The sequence below is a fragment of the Streptomyces albicerus genome, assembly GCF_008905045.1.
GTDB lineage: Bacteria > Actinomycetota > Actinomycetes > Streptomycetales > Streptomycetaceae > Streptomyces > Streptomyces albicerus.
Window position 1 is genome coordinate 115,380 of sequence record NZ_VWMY01000001.1, and the last position, 14,716, is coordinate 130,095.

The following is a 14,716-nucleotide window of genomic DNA, read 5'->3' on the forward strand; positions in this document are numbered from 1 at the left end:
CATGCACAGGGAGGAAGGTGCAGAGCAGGCACCCGCGCCTGGAGGAGGAAGTTCCCTCCGCCGTCGCCGTGCTCAGCACCGGCATGACGACTGCGGCGCCGGCCCGGTTCGAAGGCCGCCCCGGCGGTCGGCTGTGGCTGTGCGGCGCCGGGGGGCGTGCGGGTGAACTGCCGGGTCATGGGCCCCTGCACGCCGCCCGCCATGGAGAACAGGCAGGTGTTCTTCGCAGCGAACCACATCGGTATCGCCCGAGCGAACGAGCACATGACCAACACCACGCGCTGCCACCGCTCGGGCCCACTGACCAGGTCAGCACTCCATGACAACGTGCCGCCCCCGACGTCGGCGCCCCACCCCGAACCCAGTGGTGGCCGTATGAGTCTTCGTCGTCTCACAGCACGCCGCGCTGGGCGAGGTTGCGCATCAGCGCTCGTACGCCGAACGTCCACGGCGCGGCCTGCTCGCTGGGGACGACGGTGTTGACCAGAGCGCCGAGTCGCGGGCTGGAGATCCGCACGATGTCGCCGTACTCGTGGGTGAAGCCCGCACCGGGTGCCTGTCGGTCCTCGGTGGGGGCGAACAGCGTTCCGGTGAACAACACGAAGCCGTCCGGGTATTGATGGTGCGGACCGTGCGTGGCGGCCACCAAGTCCAGTACGTCGCGGCTGATCTCGCGCATGGAACTGCTGCCACGCAGTACGTAGCCGTCCGTGCCGTCGATCCGGAGGTCGATGTCGATCCCGCGTACGGTGTCGAGGTCGAAGTCCTCGTCGAGCAGGCGGACGAACGGGCCGATCGCGCATGAGGCGTTGTTGTCCTTCGCACGGGACAGCAGCAGGGCGCTGCGTCCCTCGATGTCGCGGAGGTTGACGTCGTTACCGAGCGTCGCGCCGCGTACCCGGCCGCGCGAGTCCACGACGAGGACGGCCTCAGGCTCAGGGTTGTTCCACACCGAGGCGCCGAGCACGCCGATGTCGGCGCCGGTGCCGACCGCGGACAGTACCGGGGCCTTGGTGAACACTTCCGGGTCCGGCCCGATCCCGACCTCCAGGTACTGCGACCACAGTCCTTCGGAGACGAGCAGTTCCTTGGCCTTGTCCGCTTCCGGCGATCCGGGACGGATGCCGTCGAGCGTGCCACCCACCACCTGCCCGACGCGGGCCCGTACCCGCGCGGCCTGCGCCGGATCGCCGCCCGTGCGCTCTTCGATGACGCGTTCCAGCAGACTCCGGGCGAAGGTGACGCCCGCTGCCTTGATCACGTGCAGGTCGACGGGGGCGAGCAGATGCGGAACGTCACGGCGGCCGGCCGGTGCGTCAAGCAGTTCGTCCAGGCGCCAGACGTGTCCGCCGTCGGCCTCGCGGACGACTGCCGCCGCGTCGTCGCGTTCCATGAGGTCGGAGACGGTGGGTGCGATGGCCGTCAGGTCGACGACCTGCTCGCCGCGGACCGCGGCCACACACGGTCCGTCGCATTCCGGGTTGTGGACGCGCGCGACGAGGGCGGCTCGGTCGGCGTCCGCCGGCAGGATGGAGCCGGCTGTGAGGACCGGACGAGGGCGCGCTGCTGCCGATTCCACGATCGATGCTCTCCTGGTTTCGAGGGGGTGCGGTCACCTGGGACTCAGTGGGAGTCGCGGGGGACCTCGTGTCCGCGGCCTCCGCGCAGGAAACCGAAGTCGGCACCCTGGTCGGCCTGTTCCACGTGCTGGGTGTAAAGCCAGGCGTAACCGCTGGTGTGCCGCTCAGCGGGTGCCTTCCATGCCTGCCGGCGTCGTGTGAGCTCGGCGTCGTCCACGTCCAGGCGCAGGGAGCGGTTCGGGACGTCGAGGACGACCGGGTCGCCGTCGTGCACCAGGGCGAGAGGTCCGCCGACGGCGGCCTCGGGCGCTACGTGCAGGACCACTGTCCCGTACCCGGTGCCGCTCATCCGGCCGTCGCAGACGCGCACCATGTCCTTGACGCCGGCCTTCAGCAGCTTGGCGGGCAGCGGGACGTTGGCGACCTCGGGCATGCCGGGGTAGCCCTTGGGGCCGGCGTTGCGGATGACGATGACGGTGTTCTCGTCGATGTCGAGTTCCGGGTCGTCGGCCACCTCGTGATAGGCCTCGGGGGAATCGAAGACACGCGCGGGGCCGCGGTGGGTGAGCAGGTGCGGTGACGCGGCGGACTGCTTGATCACAGCGCCGTCGGGACACAGGTTGCCGCGGAGGACGGCGATACCGGTGCCGGCCGGCTGGAAGGGGACGTCGAGGCCGGTGATGACGTCGGAGTCGACGCGTTCGGCATTCTCGGTGTTCTCGGCGATGGTGCGTCCGGTGACCGTGATCTGTTCGCCGTGCAGCATCTCGCCGCCGAGCAGCTCGGCCAGGACGGCGGGCAGGCCGCCCGCGTAGCAGAAGTCCTCCATGAGGTATTTGCCGCTCGGCATCAGGTTGACCAGGGTCGGCACCGCGCGGACCAGGTCGTCGAAGTCCTTCAGGCTCAGCTCGACGCCGACGCGTCCGGCGATGGCGGTGAGATGGATGAGGGCGTTCGTGGAGCCGCCGATGGCCACGTTGACCCGGATGGCGTTCTCGAACGCCTCTCGGGTCAGGATCTGCGAGGGGCGCAGCTCCTCCTCCACCATCCGTACGATGCGCTGCCCCGCCGACTGCGCGATCTCCATCCGCCGGGAGTCGACCGCGGGCCAGGCCGCCGAGCCCGGCAGCTGCATGCCGAGCGCCTCGGCCATGCAGGCCATCGTCGAGGCGGTTCCCATGGTCATGCAGTGCCCGTTGGAACGGGCCATGCACCCCTCGGCGAAGAAGCACTCCTCCTCGGTCATCCGGCCGGTCTTGAGGTCTTCCTCGAACTTCCACACGTGGGTGCCGGAACCCACGTCCTGGCCCCGGTACTTGCCGTTGAGCATCGGCCCGCCGGTGACCATGACGGCGGGCAGGTCGACGCTGGCGGCGCCCATGAGCATGGCGGGGGTCGTCTTGTCGCAGCCGGACAGCAGCACGACACCGTCGAGCGGATTGGCCCGGATCAGCTCCTCGACCTCCATGGCCATGAGGTTGCGGTACAGCATGGCGGTGGGGCGCATCAGGGTCTCGCCGGTGGCCATGGTGGGGAACTGGAGTGGCAGGCCGCCCGCCTGCCACACGCCGCGCTTGACGGCCTCGGCGACGCGTGTCAGATGGGCGTTGCACGGGGCGAGTTCGGAGGCACTGGTCGCGATGCCGATGACGGGACGCCCGTCGAACACCTCGTGCCCGAATCCCTGGTTGCGCATCCAAGAGCGGTACACCATCCCGCTGCGGCCCCGTGCGCCGAACCATGCCTGGCTGCGGCGGCTCGTCTTCTGACCGTCGGTCATGTAGGCACTCCCGTGGCTCTGGCGTCGTCCGCTTCGCGATGGGGCGTTGTCGGGTGAGGACCCGCAGGCCGTACCCTGTAACACAATCATTAAATGATTCGATGAATGACGTCCAGGGGGTGAGCAGAGATCGTGGTGCACTTCCTGACCACGCATCAGCGCGTGGTCGACGGGCTCGGGCGGCGCATCGTGGGTGGCGCGTGGGAGCCGGGGGATCCGTTGCCGGTCGAGGACGCGCTCGCGGCCGAGATCGGCGTCAGCCGAGGGGTGGTGCGGGAAGCGGTCAAGGCACTGGTGGCCAAGGGGATGCTGCACGTACGCCCGCGCACCGGCACGCGCGTGCTGCCCCCGGAGCACTGGAACCACCTGGACCGTGACGTGCTGCGCTGGAAACAGGCCGGGGACGCCACGACTCTGCTGCGCGACACGGGTGAACTGCGCCGGATCGTCGAACCCGAGGCGGCCCGGCTCGCTGCCGACCGGGCCGGCCCCGACGAAGTACGAGTCCTGTACGACTCCCTGGCGGCCATGGAGGCCGCAGCGGCGGAACCCGGCCGCAGCGGCTACGTCGAGGCCGACATCGCCTTCCACCGGGCCCTGCTCGACGCCAGCGGCAACCGTCTCCTCGGCTCACTGGGCCGCGCTGTCGACATCGCGCTGGAACACAGCTTCCTCGTCAGCACCCAGACCCCCGGCGCGGTGGAAGCCTCGCTGCCGGGTCACCGCGCCATCGTGCAAGCCGTCGAGGCCCGCGATCCCGCGGCCGCGGCGGCCGCCGTACTGGCCATCATCGAAGCCGCCGAACATGAGATCGCCCAGTCACCCGGAATGCCCAGCGATGCCGTATGACCTGTCACGACTGCGACAAGGCAGTGCCACGGGCAAGGGCACGGAAGCGGTCGACGCCGACGAGGTCTTCGTCCGGCCCACCGGGCAAGCCGACCGCAGTCCGCGCCGCGGGGCTGCCGGCCGAGCAGGAGCCGGCCGAGCGGGGCGCGGCCGACGATCTTCGGCCGGCGTACCGCTCGTCGAGCATCGCCGCCGCCCTCGGCATCGACACGGAAATCACCGCCCCCACTCCTGGGGCCAGGTCATTCCTCCCGATCCCGAAGCCGTACTGGGGCGGGATCCTCCCGCACAGCGGACGACCGGGCCGCGCCTACCGCGAACTCGCCCGACTGGGCGCCGAGTTCGAGCGGGCCGGGGACCTGGTTGCCGGGATCGCACCGGACGCGGACATCGCGATGGTGTACTCGGCGCCGAGCAAGTGGCTGATGCGCAAGCACCCGCCGCTCGCCGGCCCCGACGGCGGCCCGGACGCGTATGCGTACGAGGGCATCTTCGAACCGTTCTACCGGGGCGCGTTCGAGGCGGGGCGCCAGGTACGGATCCTGCACGCCCGCCAGCTGCACGACCCGAACGGTGAACGCCCAGGTATCGCACCGGAGTTGGCCGCCGAACGGCACCCCGCCCTCATCGCTCCGGGGCTGTACGTGGCGGACGACGGGATGCTCGACTGGCTCGGCGCCTACGCGGATGCGGGCGGCCATCTCGTGCTCGGGCCGCGTACCGGCTACGGCGACCATGAGGCGCGGGCACGCCACGAGGTGACGCCGGCGCGACTGGTCCGGGCCGCGGGCGTCCGGTACGACGAGTTCAGCAACCTGCACGCCGACCTGCCGCTGCGCACCGCACCGGACAGCCCGCTCCAACTGCCCGCCGACGCGGTGGCCACCCGTTGGGTGGAGGGCCTGACCGTCGAGGACGCCGACGTCCTGGCCGAGTACGACCACCCGTACTTCGGGCGCTGGCCCGCCGTCACCGCAAGCCCCCGAGAAGCCGCCGCCAGAAGATCGTGGAGCTGGTCTTCCGCGAGCTGGAGAGCATGTGGGGCGTGGAGATCCTGCGCGGCGTGGAAGAGGTGGCCAGCAGGAACCGGATCGGCGTGATGGTCTCCAAGTTCGGCCTGCACGACTCGAAGGCCGCGATGGACGAGACCGCGGGGCGGCACCCACAGTGCGTCCTGTCGGTGTCCTGGCTCTCCGAGGCGGAGCGCGACCGCCTCGCGGCGGACAGCATCCCGTACGTCGTCTTCGACCCGATCGACGACGTCGCCGACGGTGTCCCGTACGTCTCCGCCACTCACTTCAGGGGCGGCCAGTCCGCGGCACGCCACCTGATCGGCCTCGGCCACCGGCGCATCGCCATGATCAGCGGCCCCGATCACGCGTTCTGCCTGGCGCGGATGGCCGGCTACCGCTCGGCGCTGGAGGCGGCCGGGCTTCCTGTGGACCCGAAGCTGATCGTCCGCATGCAGCTCACCCGGGAGGACGGGCACGCCGCGGCGGCCGAACTGCTCACCCGTCCCGACCGGCCGACCGCGATCTTCACCGCCAACGACCTCCAGGCGCTCGGCGTCTACCAGGCGGCACGCGAGGCCGGCCTGCGTATCCCGGAGGACCTGAGCGTGGTCGGCTACGACGACGTGCCGGTCACGGCCTGGGTGGACCCGCCGCTGACGACCGTGCACCAGCCACTGACCGAAATGGCTGCGGCCGCAACGGAGTTGGCCCTGACCCTCGGCCGCGGCGAGAAGATCCCGCAGCTCGGCCTCGAGATCGCCACCCACCTCGTGGTCCGCGAGAGCACGGCCCCGCCACCGCAGGACTGAGCGTCCAGGTAGGCGGCTCGTCGCTGTCGTTGGCCGGCCCCGTGCCACAGCCCGTGGTGCAGAAACACACGGTGCCCGCCGGGCAGACGAGGCGGTCCTGGCCGCGCAGGTTCTGGTAGTGGCCGGTGTCGGACTCGTTGATCCGCCGCAGATGGCTGCCGGGAACGCTGAACGTGCCGCCCATCTCCAGGGTCACCTCCTGCGGGTAGTACCTCGGCGACAGGCCCGCCCGTCACTTCCGCGCTGTCGTCCCTAAGGGGAGGGGTTCGCCGGAGCGCAGGTGTTCCCTCAACCACTGCTCGGTGTTGCTCACGTGGAGCAGTGCGGCGGCCTGGCTGAGGGCGGCGTCACGGGTGGACAGGGCGTTGAAGATCGCCTCGTGCTCGGCGAGGGTGCGGCCCGCGGCTTTGTCGTCGACCAGACCGCGCCAGATACGGGCGCGCAGGGTGCGGCCGGAGATGCCCTCCAGGAGGGTGAGGAGGGTCTCGTTGCCCGTGGCCGAGATGACGGCGCGGTGGAACGCGGCGTCGTGGGCGTTGAGCTGTTCGACGTCGTCGCGGGCCTCGCGCATGGCATCCAAGTGCCGCTTCACTTCGGCCAGTTGGGCGTCGGAGATTCGGGTGGCGGCAAGGGCCGTGGCGAGCGGTTCGAGGAGCCGCCGTACCTCCATGAGGTCCTGCAGGGCGACCGAGTCGCCCTGCATCAGCTCCACCGCACCGCCGAGCCCCTCCAGCAGCAGGCTCGGCTGCAGGCTGGTCACATACGTACCGTCGCCCCGCCGGACCTCCAGGACCCGCGCGACGGCCAGCGCCTTGACCGCTTCCCGGGCGAGGTTGCGGGACAGGCCCAGCTGTGCGGCCAGGTCCGGCTCCGGTGGCAGTTTCGAACCCGGCGGCAGGGCACCGGTCCGGATCAGCTCACGGATCTGCTCGATGGCCTTGTCCGTCAAAGACACCACGCATCACTCCCCCCACCGTGCCCCGCCAGCACGGCCGACCTGATCAGCTGCTGAGTGCCGAGATCGTCCCAGAGGCCGTCCGGGACTTGCTGATCATGGAGTTCCACGTTTCGTCCGACCTGTTCCGCAGTCCGCTTGCCGAGGGGGAGGTTGATGATACTGGGATGCGTGTGCGGGAAGGCGATCGCGGCGGCGGGCAGGACGTCGTCCAGCACCGACTGGTCCAGCAGCGTGTAGCGCCCGGCCGGCATCACCAGGTAGGCGGCACCGGGGCGAAGCCCATGGATCTGCGCTGAGGCTCCGACGGGCTCGCCCGTCGGAGCCTCAGCGCCGTCAGGCCAGGCCGAACCGCTCGGCGTGCACCTGCAGGTGGGGAACCTTCAGACTGCGCAGGGCGCTGAGCACGGTCGAGGTCATCGCGGGCGGGCCACAGACGTACACGTCGCGTTCGGTGATGTCGGGTACCAGGGCACGGAGACTCTCCGGTTCGAACGGCGGGCTCGTCTCCCCCGTGCGGCCGGTGAGCAGGTGCAGCCGCCCGCCGCGGTCCGCGACCAGAGTTCGTATCTCGTCGACCAGCACGGCGTCGTCCTCGCTGCGCACCCGGTAGAGCACGACGACGTCACCGGCCGGTTCCTCCTCCAACAGGGCTCGAACCGGCGTGATCCCCACTCCTCCGGCAATCAGCAGCGCGCCGGGCCGCGTTCGATGCAACGAGGTGAACGCCCCGTACGGCCCCTCGACGAACGCGCGGCTCCCGACCGGGACATGGCGCAGGCCGGCGCTGGCGCTGCCGACCGCCTTGGCTGTCAGACGCAAGGTGCGGCCGTCGGGTGCCGCCGACAGCGAGAACGGATTGGCCAGCCACCAGTGGTTGTGTCCGGGGAACCGCCAGATGCAGAACTGGCCCGCCCTGGCCGGCAGCCTGTCGAGGTGGCGGCCGGTGACGTGCACCGACACCACGTCGTCCGACTCCGGCACCACCGCCGTGACCTCGAACCGGTGATAGGCGTTGCGCCACAGAGGCATCACGATCCGCCCCGTGACCAGGGCACCGAACGCGAACAGCCACAGGGCCCACCAGTAGATCATCGCGGGCGCGGAGGAGCTGAAGGTCGTGGTCTCCTGCAACTGGTGGACGAATGCCAGCCCCAACGCCAGGTACAGCAGCAGGTGCACGCCGTGCCAGGTCTCGTACCGCAGCCGCCGCCTCACCTGTCGGGCGGAGACCGCGGCGACCACGACGACGATCGCCGCGGCCCCCATCCCGAGCAGGGAAGCCGGCACTCCGGCCAGCGCGAAGAACGTCTTCGTCATCGACGCGTCATCGAGCGTCGCGTAGCCCAACACCACCAGCACGGCGTGGGTGAGGAGGGTCCACAGCAGGGTGAAGCCGACCCACCGGTGCCACACCGTCAACCGGTCCATGCCGATACGGCGGTCGAGCCACGGCAGCCGGGCCACCAGCAGCAGCTGGAACAGCATCAGCACGGCGGCGTGCAGGCCGAAGAACTTGGCGACCGTGAGCACCCCGTTCTTGCCGGTCCCGGCGGTGAGGAACAAGACCTCGACGATCACCAAGTTGACGATGACAAACGTCCACAGCGCCCACCGCGCCGCGACGACCGGAGGTATGGTCCCCTGTCGCACCTGTGTACTTGTCGCCTCCACCGTTTCCCCTCTTGTCCATGTGACGCACTGGCGCCCGGTACCCGCGAGGTCGCGGGGACCTGAGCATCCCGATCTGATACGGCCCCTGGGCCGGGCAAGACTACGGAACATGGCGAGAAGTTGGCCCTGTTTGGCCTCAACTGTTCTTGTTCCGCGATCGGCACGCTGGTCGAAGACGGCCGTCCAGGCCGCCGTCGCCGGGTACGTTGAGTGATTAAGGCGTTAACCACAAGCCATCGTGGGGCTGTTGGGGTGCATGGGGTATACACATGACGAGTTCGCGTGTCTGGCGGCGTCCCACGCTCGGCGCCGTTGCTGCACGGGCGGGGGTGTCCACGGCCACGGTGTCGAACGCGCTCAACGGCACCGGACGGCTGTCCGAGGCGACCAGGCAGCGTGTGCTCGCCGCGGCACGCGAACTCGGTCATGCCCCGGCCAGCACGGCCCGGGCCCTGGCCCGCGGGAGCACCGGAGTGCTCGGCCTGACCATGACGACGTACGGCGACCTTCCCGTCTCGTACATGGAGATCCCCTATTACGCACAGCTGACGCTGGGCGCGATGGCGGCGGCGCACGAGCGCGGCTACATGCTCATGGTCATGCCGAGTTCCCTGTCACCGTGGATGTGGCTCAACACGCCGATGGACGGCGTCATCCACGTCGAGCCGCGCGCCGATGACCCGGTGCGTTCCATCCTGCGGGAGCGGGGCATCCCGATGGTCACCGCCGGCCGGCCGCCCCAGCCGCACTGGCTCGACGCGTGGGTGGACACCGACTACGAAGCGGGCCTGCGCATCCTGCTCGACCACCTCACGGAGGCCGGCGCCCGGCGGATCGCACTCTCCCAGCCGCTGCACGACGACGAGTACCCGCACCTGATCGGACGCGCCTACGCCGCCTGGTGCGCCGAGCACGACATGCCCGCCCTCGTCGAGGAGTACGCCTCGCTGCCCGACTACTTCACGGCTGAACGGGATGCGGTCGGCCGGCTGCTCGACCGCGATCCACGACCGGACGCCGTCATCGGCATCTACTCCGACTCCGGTCACAACATCCTCGCCGCCGCCCGGCACCGCGGGCTTCGAGTGCCGCAGGATCTGCTGGTGGCGTGCATCAGTGAGGATCCGGATTACGCGACGACGACCCCGCCCGTCACCACGCTCAGCCTCCGTCCGGAGCGGGTGAGCGACGAAGCGGTCGATCTGCTGATCGCTCTCATCAACGCCCGCAGCGGTGTGGACCGGCATCGGCTCGTACAGCCGGTCCTGACCCCTCGCCGGTCCGCACGAGGCCCGGTACGGCGAGGGAACGTCACACCCTGAGCGCGGGCCCGGACCGCATCGGCGGGGCATTGCCTCGCCGATGCGGTTTCGTTGTCGGCGTCGGGTCAGCTCGTCACGCGGAAGGTGGCGTCGCCGCGCCCCGTCGCGTTGGTGATCGGGTCGAGGCGGAGTTGGTACGCGTAGTGGCGGATGTACCGGTCGGGGTGGTTGTACGACTGGAACGACGACCAGCTTGCGTCGGCGAGCCCGGCGACCTGGCGGAAGGTGGCGTCCGCGGCGAACTGGGTGGTGCCGTCGTTGTAGGCCAGCTGGAAGTCGTATCCGGCGTGCCGCAGGAAGTAGCCGGGGAAGTTCACCGACTCGAAGGAGACGGTGCCGGAGCCCGCCAGACCGGTCCTCAGCCGGAACTGGGAGTCGCCGGCGGGGCTGACGTTGGGGTCGATGCGCACGTCCATGTTGGCGTGCCGCACGTACCGGTCCTGGAAGTTGAACGACTGGAGCCGCTTGATCGCGGTGTTGGGCCAGCGGGCCTGTACGCGGCTCTCCTCGGCGGCCGTCAGGTTCAGGATCGAACCGTGGCGCTTCTTGGTGCCGCCCAGGTTGTAGCTGCCCGACGCCGGGAGCTTGTAGGTGCCGGAGGCGGACGGGTTGGTCGTCGTGACCGGCATGTAGCCGCGGCTCGTGGCGTACTGGTCGAGGTAGAGGGTCCACTCGTTGCGGTCTCTGAACTTCATCCACATCGGACCCTCGACCTGGGAGCCGGTCAGGCCGATGCCGGAGAGGTTGCCGAGGTTGGTCCAGGTGCCGAGGATCGAGTTGCTGCCTTCGAGGGTGATCTGGCCGTCACCGGAGGCCCGTACGTAGCGGTAGTTGCCGACGCCGCTCGGCATCTCGACGATCTGGGTGTCGATGATTTCCTGGGTGCCGGGGCGCTCGATGTAGACCTGCGGGGTGGTGATGGAGCGGAAGTCGCTGGTGCGGGCGTAGTAAATGCGGTGCTTCGTTGCGCCGTTGAGGGGCTTGTTCGTCGCCCAGTACAGGACGTAGGCGTTGCTGGCCGGGTCCCAGATCGCCTCCGGCGCCCACGCGTTGCGCCCGTCGGGAATCGCTCCGGCGACGTTGAGCAACCACGGCTGCGACCAGGTGACCAGGTCCGTCGACTCCCACACCACAAGATTGCGGCTGCCGTCGTTGATGGACTGACTCCACGTCTGCCCGCAGTCGATGCACAGGTCGGTCGCGATGATCCAGTACTTGTCGCCGTTGGGGGAACGCACCAGTGCGGGGTCACGCACCCCACGCGTACCGACCGTGGAACGCAGGGCCATCCCTCCGCCGTTGAGGTCACTCCAGTTCAGGCCGTCCGTACTGTGCGAGAAGTAGATCTGCTGACCGGTCGACCCCTCCCCGATGAAGTGCGTCATGAGATAGCCCGGATCGGCGGCGGCAGCCCGCTGCGGTGTGGTCAGGGCTTGGCCTGTGAAGAGCAGGCACACGGCGAGCAATATCGCCGACAGCCGGGCGCGAAGCGCGGACATGTCCATCTCCTGTCGTTCTGCGAATGTTCACCATCGGGCGAAAAGGAGCGAAGCAGGGTCAACCAGGGGGCTCAGTCTCGGTGTTGGCGGGACAGGGCCGACTACCGCACAACGTGGAAGGGGTGGTCGGCTCCGGCAACGGCATGTCCCCTGCGTGCGCTGCATTTCGCCGTGGTGACGGCGGGGCTGGGCAAACGATGCCCGTGCGTCGGTGGTGTGACGGCTTGCGGGTGAAGTACCGGTTGTCGCCCGAGTGGGGCGGTTCTCTCTTGACCAGGCCAAGCGGCCTTCGGCGTAGGGCGATATCAAAACGGCGGCCGACCGATTCTCCTGGCCGGCTTCCCGTCCGGCCGACATGAGTTGTGCGGGATATCGAACAGCGTTCGCGATGTCGGGCAGACGTTAAGTGTGAGCAGCGGGATGCGTCAATACCTTCGGCATCCGTAGTCCGTGGGACCTGAAAAGACTGGTCACGGTCGGCGAATGTGCCGGTTGCGTCCAGAGAAGAGGTGGAAACACACCACCGGGGTGAACTCCCCTGTCACACACGGACGTTGGACCCGGGAGCGACACAAGGGGAACGACCCTGGCAAGCCGTCCGGATACGCCCGCCGCGGAACTCTCGTACGCGCCAGTGAGAAATCGAAGGCAACCTTTCCGCTCTCTGCGGCCACTGAGCAGTGCACCATCGGCTCGATCTTCCGAACGGACAGGTATGAAGACAGCGAGGCAGGCCGCGCGTCAGCGCAGGCAAAGACGCAGGCTTGTGCTGGGCACCACCTTGGCGGTGACCGCCGCGGGGGTTCTCGCCTACCTGGTCATGGGGTCGCCCTCCGACCGCGAGGCGGCGGCAGGGCAGGCCACGGCCACACCCGCCACCACCCAGGTGAGAGCCACCAGCACGACGGAGACGGGCACCCCGAGCGCGTCGGCGACGCCGACCGCGACCGGTACCCCGACGCCGACGGCTGCTGCGACGTCCGGTGCAGCACGCCCTTCGGCCAAAGCCACCCCGCGGCCCCCGCGAACGGCGTCCACCACGCCATCGTCGGCAGGGCGGATTCGGCCCAACACCTCCTACACCGGGGTCGCCACCGCCTACGAGGCCGCCGACGGAAACGGCGCCTGCCTGTTCGGCCCGAGTCCCGACCTCATGATCGCGGCCATGAACACCACGGACTACGAGACGTCCAGGGCGTGCGGCGCGTACGTGCTCGTCCGCGCGGCCAACGGCAAGTCGATCACTGTACGGATCACCAACGAATGCCCCCTGCCTTGCGCACCCGGGCAAATCGACCTCAGCCAACAGGCCTTCGCCAAACTCGCCGATCTCAAGGTCGGCCGGATACCGATCACCTGGCAGCTGCTGAGTCCCAGCACGTCCGACACGATCTCCATCAGGTACAAGACCGGGTCCAGCCCCTATTGGTGCGGCATCCAGGCGATCGGCCACCGCAACCCGGTCGCGCGCCTGGAGGTCCAGGCCGGCGGCGGCTGGCGGCAGTTGCCCCGCACCGAATACAACTACTTCATCTCCGACAGCGGCAGCGGGTGCGGCAGCTCGATCAGAGTCACGGACATCTACGGAGAACGACTGACCATCACCGGGATCGCGGTGCGGCCGAACGTCGTGCAACCGACCGGGGTTCAGTTCGCCCGGCACTGACGTCATCGGAACTGGGTACCTGGGCGTTGCCGAACTGGCCCGTGAGGCCGCGCAGCGAGTGCGCCGGGCGGTGGCCCCCGTGACGGCGAGGACCACACCCCCAAACGGCGCCCCGTACAGCCGTACCGTACGGGGCGCCGGCTCCGGATCCGGGCGCGGATTCCCCTCGCCGGATGCGCCGGGCGACCTGGGTCGCCCTGCCCATCAGCCATTCCAGCGGCCCCCGCTGGAAGAAGCGGGACCAGATGGTGGCGAGGACGGTGATGGACACGATGAAGCCGAGCAGGATGTACAAGGCCTGGCCGGTCAGGGTGAGTTCCTCGGTGTCCAGGAGCCAGATGGCGAGGATGTGGAAGACGTACGCCGTCAGCGACATCGAGCCGACCGCGATGACGGGCCCCGCCAGGCGGCGCAGCCGTGGGAAGGCGTCCATGGCGGCCAGGCAGACGGTGATCACCAGGATCGCCACACCGGTGTTGCCCACGATGGACAGGGTCGCCTCGCTGTGCGGGGAGGCGACCAGCATCCCGGCGGGGGTGTCGCCGAAGATGCCATCGCTGCCGGGTGATCCGGACGACATGGACGATGCGGACGACATGGACGGCATGGATGACATGCCCGATCCCCCCTCGGCTTCCCGGACGGCCTCGGCGGCACCGGGCACGAAGCGCAGCGCCAGCCAGGAGCCGCCGTAGCCGGTGACGGCGAGGGCGACGCCGGTGAGGGCGAGGCGTGTTCGGACAGCCGTGGCGGTCAGGTCGAGGCGGGCGACGGCCATGCCGGCGATGACGAACGGGACCCAGGTCAGGGCCGGATAGCCGCCGGTGAAGAGCAGCGAGACGAGGCCGTCGGCCTGGCCGACGGTGGGGAATGTGCGGTCGCCGACCATCGGCTTCAGCACGTACAGCAGCTGCGGGCCCACCAGGGCCCAGCCCGCCGCGATCAGCGCCAGCGGCTTGGCGCCCAGCCGATACAGCGGCAGCACGAGCAGGAAGAACAGTCCGTAGAAGGCGAGGATCGGCACGACCGGGGTGCCGGTCATGGTCAGGGCGGTGCCGAGGGCCAGCAGGATCACGGCCCGGATGACGACTTTGGCGACGGCCTGGCGGCCAGCCAGGCCGGTCTTCGGTGTGCGGCGCCCGGTGATGAGAGCGACCGCGAAGCCGGCCAGGACGGCGAACAGGGCGGAGGAGCGGCCTTGTGCCAGCTCCATCAGGAAGCCGATGACACCGTCCTGGCCCGGGGCGGGGCCCACATGGACCGCGTACATACCGAAGACGGCCAGGCCCCGGGCCAGGTCCAGCCCGACCAGCCGGGCTGTGGAGGGCTGCTCGACCTCCCGTGCTCCGGCCGTCGAAGGGGCGTCGGTGACTGCATCGCGTTTCATGCCCTCCAGACTGGAAACGCCACGGGTCGGCGGTGAATCCGCCAGAGGGCCCCACCACCCCCGCCGATCGGCGGCATTGGCCCCGCCCACCGGCTGGAACCGGGCCGGCGGCGCCGAGTTGGGCGATGGCGGCTCCGGCAGCAGGCTCGGAGCGCTGCGTCGGCGAGCCGCGGAGCGCTCCG

The 14,716-nt window shown here is 69.6% G+C and carries 9 protein-coding genes and 4 pseudogenes; 5 read left to right on the forward strand and 8 right to left on the reverse strand.

The genetic code is table 11. The features are described 5' to 3' along the window. Nucleotides 1-391 precede the first annotated feature (391 nt). Together GAS53_RS00560 and GAS53_RS00565 are read right to left on the reverse strand one after the other, a co-directional pair. Nucleotides 392-1,579, reverse strand: a complete 1,188-nt coding sequence (locus GAS53_RS00560) for a fumarylacetoacetate hydrolase family protein (protein WP_151475360.1) — start codon at nt 1,577-1,579, stop codon at nt 392-394. 44 nt (nt 1,580-1,623) lie between these two features. Continuing rightward, entirely contained in the window at nt 1,624-3,360 is a 1,737-nt protein-coding gene (locus tag GAS53_RS00565; RefSeq protein ID WP_151475361.1) for an IlvD/Edd family dehydratase, read from the reverse strand. A gap of 129 nt (nt 3,361-3,489) precedes the next feature. Between GAS53_RS00565 and GAS53_RS00570 the strand changes: the two genes are divergently transcribed. The 3 genes and pseudogenes from GAS53_RS00570 (at nt 3,490) to GAS53_RS00580 (ending at nt 6,031) form a co-directional block, all read left to right on the forward strand. Beyond that, nucleotides 3,490-4,209 (forward strand): FadR/GntR family transcriptional regulator, encoded by a 720-nt coding sequence (locus GAS53_RS00570; RefSeq protein ID WP_225858654.1) that lies wholly within the window; start codon nt 3,490-3,492, stop codon nt 4,207-4,209. 266 nt (nt 4,210-4,475) lie between these two features. Next, nucleotides 4,476-5,183, forward strand: a pseudogene (locus GAS53_RS55920) (beta-galactosidase); the annotation flags it as partial. A gap of 71 nt (nt 5,184-5,254) precedes the next feature. Further along, nucleotides 5,255-6,031 (forward strand): substrate-binding domain-containing protein, encoded by a 777-nt coding sequence (locus GAS53_RS00580; RefSeq protein ID WP_263974088.1) that lies wholly within the window; start codon nt 5,255-5,257, stop codon nt 6,029-6,031. Between the two features lie 38 nt (nt 6,032-6,069). Here the strand turns inward: GAS53_RS00580 and GAS53_RS55925 are convergent. The 4 genes and pseudogenes from GAS53_RS55925 to GAS53_RS00600 all read right to left on the reverse strand — a co-directional run. Beyond that, nucleotides 6,070-6,242, reverse strand: a pseudogene (locus GAS53_RS55925) (phytanoyl-CoA dioxygenase family protein); the annotation flags it as partial. A 21-nt stretch (nt 6,243-6,263) separates the two neighbouring features. After that, entirely contained in the window at nt 6,264-6,986 is a 723-nt protein-coding gene (locus GAS53_RS00590) for a FadR/GntR family transcriptional regulator (RefSeq protein ID WP_151475529.1), read from the reverse strand. Further along, a pseudogene (locus tag GAS53_RS00595) lies at nt 6,977-7,267 on the reverse strand (hypothetical protein); the annotation flags it as partial. The gene GAS53_RS00590 and the pseudogene GAS53_RS00595, both read right to left, overlap by 10 nt. 55 nt (nt 7,268-7,322) lie before the next feature. After that, entirely contained in the window at nt 7,323-8,639 is a 1,317-nt protein-coding gene (locus GAS53_RS00600; RefSeq protein ID WP_151475363.1) for a ferredoxin reductase family protein, read from the reverse strand. Nucleotides 8,640-8,929: 290 nt separating this feature from the next. Between GAS53_RS00600 and GAS53_RS00605 the strand changes: the two genes are divergently transcribed. Beyond that, nucleotides 8,930-9,982, forward strand: a complete 1,053-nt coding sequence (locus GAS53_RS00605; RefSeq protein ID WP_151475364.1) for a LacI family DNA-binding transcriptional regulator — start codon at nt 8,930-8,932, stop codon at nt 9,980-9,982. A gap of 65 nt (nt 9,983-10,047) precedes the next feature. Here GAS53_RS00605 and GAS53_RS00610 read toward each other — a convergent pair whose 3' ends face one another. Further along, nucleotides 10,048-11,481, reverse strand: a complete 1,434-nt coding sequence (locus GAS53_RS00610) for a glycoside hydrolase family 43 protein (protein WP_151475365.1) — start codon at nt 11,479-11,481, stop codon at nt 10,048-10,050. 715 nt (nt 11,482-12,196) lie between these two features. On the opposite strand from GAS53_RS00610, the gene GAS53_RS00615 reads away from it, so the two are divergent. Beyond that, on the forward strand, nt 12,197-13,147 hold the full coding sequence (locus tag GAS53_RS00615) for an expansin EXLX1 family cellulose-binding protein (RefSeq protein WP_151475366.1): 951 nt from the start codon (nt 12,197-12,199) through the stop codon (nt 13,145-13,147). 169 nt (nt 13,148-13,316) lie between these two features. Here the strand turns inward: GAS53_RS00615 and GAS53_RS00620 are convergent. After that, nucleotides 13,317-14,534: pseudogene (locus GAS53_RS00620) on the reverse strand (DUF418 domain-containing protein); the annotation flags it as partial. Between the last annotated feature and the right edge of the window lie 182 nt (nt 14,535-14,716).